We start from the raw sequence: 4,937 nt of genomic DNA on the forward strand, positions 1-4,937 counted from the left end.
GGCCGATCCAGAGCTGGATGTCGACGCCCCCGGTCTCCGGCAGGATCAGCGGCGACTCCAGGGTGAGTTCGCGGACGTGGTCCGCGCCGACGTGCGCGCCGGCCTGGAGGGCGAGTTCGACGAAGCCCGTGCCGGGCAGCAGCACGGTGTCGAAGACGACGTGGTCACAGATCCACGGGTGGGTACGCCGGGCCAGCCGGCCGGTGAACAGGAATCCCTCGGCGTGCGCGACGCCGACGGCGGCCCCGAGCAGGGGGTGTTGCGCGGGGCGCAGGCCGACGGCGGTGACGTCGCCGGTCCACCCGGCGCCCGCCTCGGGCCAGTAGCGCTGGTGCTGGAAGGCGTACGTGGGCAGGTCGACGCGCCGCGCGCCGGTGTCGGCGAACCACTGCCGCCAGTCGACCGCCACCCCGTGCACGTGCAGCTCGGCCAGCCCGGCCAGCAGCCCGTGCGCCTCGGGCCGGTCCCCGCGCTGCGCCGGCACGGCCAGCACGGCGTCGTCGGCGGGCAGGATGTCGCCGACCATCGCGGTCAGCACGCTACGCGGGCCGACCTCCAGGAACGTGTCCGCCCCGGCGGCGCGCAGCGCGGCGACCCCGTCGGCGAACCGCACCGCCTCGCGCACGTGCCGCACCCAGTACTCCGGCGTGCAGATCTCGCCTGCGTCGGCCAGGGCACCCGTCACGTTCGACACGACCGGCAGCACCGGCGCGGCGAACTCCAACCCGTCGAGAACGGCCCGGAAATCAGCGAGCATCGGCTCCATCAACGGACTGTGGAACGCGTGGCTGACCGCGAGCCGACGCGTACGCACACCCCGGTCCTTCCAGACCCGCTCCACCTCGTCGAGGGCCTCAACGGCACCGGAGACCACAACGGCCTGCGGACCGTTGACCGCCGCGACCCCCACACCGGCCAACCCGTCCAGCGCCGCCGCCACATCGGCCTCGGCCGCCGCGACCGCCAGCATCCCGCCACCGGTCGGCAACACCTGCATCAACCGGCCCCGCGCCGCCACCAACGCACAGGCGTGCTCCAGCGACAACACCCCCGCCACGTACGCGGCCGTGACCTCGCCGATCGAGTGGCCGCCGACCAGGTCGGGGGCGACGCCGAAGGACTCGACGAGACGGAACAGCGCCACCTCGACGGCGAACAACCCCGCCTGCGTGAACACCGTCTGATCCAGCAGCTCCGCCTCAGCCGAACCCGGCTCGGCGAAGAGCACCTCACGCAGCGGGCGCGGCAGGGCCCTGTCCAGGTGCCCGCACGCCTCGTCGAACGCGGCGGCGAACACCGGGAACTCGGCGTACAGCTCCCGGCCCATGCCGGCGCGCTGCGCACCCTGGCCGGAGAACAGCACCGCCAACGGACCCCGGCCGCCGGCCTGGCCCACGACAACCGCACCCGACGGCTGCCCGGCGGCCAGGGCACGCAACCCGGCCAGCAACTCCTCACGGCCGGTCGCGGAGACCACGGCCCGGTGCTCCAGGGTGGAGCGTGAGGTGACCGACGAGAAGGCCACGTCCAGGGGCCGCAGGGTCTCGTCGGCGGCGATCCGGGCCGCCCAGCGGCCCGCCTGCGCGGCGAGGCCGGCCGCGTCCCGGGCCGACACCGGCACCGGCACGACCGGCCGCTCGACCGGCAACGCGGCGGCGGCCGACGGAGACTGTTGGGGCTCCGGAGCCTGCTCCAGGATGGTGTGGGCGTTCGTGCCGGACACCCCGAACGAGGAGACGGCCGAGCGGCGCGGCCGGCTCACCGCCGGCCACGGCGTCGCCTCGGTCACCAGCGACACCTCGCCGGCCGACCAGTCGACCTCGGGCGTCGGCTCGTCCACGTGCAGGGTGGGCGGTACGACGCCGTGCCGCATCGCCATGACCATCTTGATCACACCGGCGACACCGGCGGCGGCCTGGGTGTGACCGATGTTCGACTTCACCGACCCGAGCAGCAGCGGCGCCGAGTCCCCCCGGTCCTGCCCGTACGTGGCGAGCAGCGCCTGCGCCTCGATCGGGTCGCCGAGCCGGGTGCCGGTGCCGTGCGCCTCCACCACGTCCACGCCGCCGGTGGCGAGGCCGGCGTTGGCCAGCGCCTGCTGGATCACCCGCTGCTGCGACGGCCCGTTCGGGGCGCTCAGGCCGTTGGAGGCGCCGTCCTGGTTGACGGCGCTGCCCCGCACCACGGCGAGGACGGGGTGGCCGTTGCGCTGCGCGTCCGACAGCCGCTCCAGCACCAGGACGCCGACGCCCTCGGACCAGCCGGTGCCGTCGGCGGCGGCGGCGAACGACTTGCACCGGCCGTCGGCGGCCAGGCCGCGCTGCCGGGAGAACTCGACGAAGGCGGCCGGGGTGCACATGGCGGTGACCCCGGCGACGATCGCCAGGGTGCACTCCCGCTGCCGCAGCGCCTGCCCCGCCAGGTGCAGGGCGACCAGCGAGGACGAGCAGGCGGTGTCGATGGTGACCGCCGGGCCCTCCAGCCCGAAGGTGTAGGCGATCCGGCCGGAGACCACGCTGCCGGCGTTGCCGGTCATCAGGTGCCCCTCCAGGCCCTGCGCGGCGCCCATCAGCACGGTGCCGTAGTCCTGGCCGGTGCTGCCGGCGAAGACGCCGGTGCGGCTGCCGCGCAGCGAGTGCGGGTCGATGCCGGCCCGCTCCAGGGCCTCCCACGATGTCTCCAGCAGCCAGCGCTGCTGCGGGTCCATCGCCAGCGCCTCGCGGGGGGAGATCGCGAAGAAGCCCGGGTCGAAGTCGGCCAGGTCGTGGACGAAGCCGCCCTGCCGCGTGTACGACGTGCCGCTCTGTTCGGGGTCGCTGTCGTAGAGCGACCCGAGGTCCCAGCCGCGGTCCTCGGGGAAGTCGGTGACCACGTCCCGGCCGGACGCGACCACCTCCCACAGGTCCTCGGGAGAGCGCACCCCGCCGGGGAAGCGGCAGCTCATGGAGACGATGGCGACCGGTTCCTGTTCACCGGCCTCCACCTCGCGCAGGCGCTGGCGCACCTGGTGCAGGTCAGCGGTGACCCGCTTGAGGTAGTCGAGAAGCTTCGCCTCGTCAGCCATGGACCGCGCACTCCTTGTGTTGACCCGTCGTCGCAGCAGCGATCACGTCAGGACATCCCCAGCTCGCGGTCGATGAAGTCGAAGACCTCGTCCGGCGTCGCGTCCTGGAGCTTCTCGGCGACGGTGTCGCCGTCCGCCGGGGCGTCGGCCTCGTTGAGGGAGGCCAGCAGCGCCCGCAGCCGTTCGGTGATCCGAATTCGGGCGCTGCGGTCCGGCGCCGAGCCGGAGAGTGCCGCTTCCAACCTGTCCAGCTCACCGAAGACCGGTGCGACCCCGGCCACGCCGCCGTCGACGATTGCGGCCCGCACGTATTCGGCCAGCCCGGCGGCGGTCGGGTAGTCGAAGACCACGGTGGCGGGCAGCCGCACGCCGGTCGCCGCGGTGAGCCGGTTACGCAGCTCCACGGCGGTCAGCGAGTCGAAGCCGAGTTCGCGGAACGCCCGGTCCGGCTCGACGGCGTCCATCGAGGCGTGCCCGAGCACCGCGGCGGCCTGCCCGCGTACCAGCTCCAGCAGGGTCTTGCGTCGTTCGGCGTCGGTCTGCCCGGCGAGCAGGGACAGCACCCCGTCGACCGGGGCCGTTCCGCCGTCGGAGGTACGGGTGACACCGCTCAGGTGCGCGGTGAGGGCGGCCCGGTCGGTCAGGTTCTCCGGCAGCGACACCAGCCGGACGTCGGCGCCCCGGCGGGACAGCTCGGCGACGGCGGCCTCGCCCTCCTCCGGGTGCCGTGCGTCGGCGATCACCCACCAGGCGCCGGGGAGGAAGCTGACGGGCGTGCCGGTGTACGGCTGCCAGACGGCGCGGTAGCGCAGGTCGTCCAGGGCGGACCGGCTGCGCTGCCGGCGTCGCCAGGAGGCGAGCACGGGCAGGGCCCCGCCCAGCCGTTCCAGGGATTCCGTCGCGTCCTGCTCGGTGAGTTCCGCGAGCGCGGCCAGGTCCTCGCGTTCGACGGCCGCCCAGAACGCGGAGTCGACGCCGCTCGGGGTCTCCTCGGCGCCGTCCTGCCCGGTCACGGCGGTGGGCCAGTAGCGGCTGCGGTCGAAGGCGTAGGTGGGCAGTGCCACCACGTCGGTCTCGGCGAGGACGGCCGTCAGGTCGACGGGCAGGCCGATCGCGTGGGCGGTCGCCAGGTTCGTCAGCAGCCGCGTCGCGTCGTCGTCACCGCGCCGCAGGCTGCCCAGCGTGTGCCCGGTCGCGCCGGCGTCGTCCAGGATCGCCGTGACCGGCATCGTCAGCACCGGATGGGGGCTGATCTCGACGAACGTCGTGTGACCCGCCTCGACGGCCACCCGGACGGCGGCCTCGAACTGGACGGTCTGCCGCAGGTTGTCGTACCAGTAGTCCGCCGACATCGAGGACGGGTCCACCCAGTCCCCGGTGAGGGTGGAGACGAGCCGGACGTTGCCCTGTCGCGGCGTCACGTCGGCCAGGTCGGCGCGCAACTGCTCCGCGACGTCCTGCACCGCCGCCGAGTGCGACGCGTAGTCCACCGGGATCAACCGCGCCCGCACCCCGTCGGCCTGACACGCCTCCACCAGATCCGCGACCGGCTGCGGCGGACCCGACACCACCACCGTCGACGGGCCGTTCACCGCCGCCACCCCGACACCCGGGAACGCCGACAGCCGCTCGGCCACCGCCTCCGCCGACAGGTCCACCGACGCCATCGTCCCGGTGCCCCGCAGCACCGTCAGCGCCCGCGACCGCAACGCCACAGCCTTCGCCGCGTCCTCCAGGGAGAGGATCCCGGCCACACACGCCGCGCCGATCTCGCCCTGCGAGTGACCGACCACCGCCGCCGGGGTGACCCCGGCGTGCTGCCACACCGCCGCCAGGGCCATACCCACGGCCCACAGCACCGGCTGCACGACCT

At 74.3% G+C, this 4,937-nt stretch carries 2 protein-coding genes; both read right to left on the reverse strand.

Annotation, left to right across the window (positions count from 1 at the left end; all coding sequences use genetic code 11):
• A partial coding sequence (locus KBX39_RS22990; RefSeq protein ID WP_210872456.1) for a type I polyketide synthase occupies nt 1–3,064 on the reverse strand: 3,064 nt, incomplete at its 3' end.
• Between the two features lie 47 nt (nt 3,065–3,111).
• The coding region (locus tag KBX39_RS22995) for an acyltransferase domain-containing protein (RefSeq protein WP_210872458.1) at nt 3,112–4,937 on the reverse strand (1,826 nt) is incomplete at its 5' end.

The organism is Micromonospora sp. D75 (genome assembly GCF_018070405.1).
GTDB lineage: Bacteria > Actinomycetota > Actinomycetes > Mycobacteriales > Micromonosporaceae > Micromonospora > Micromonospora chalcea.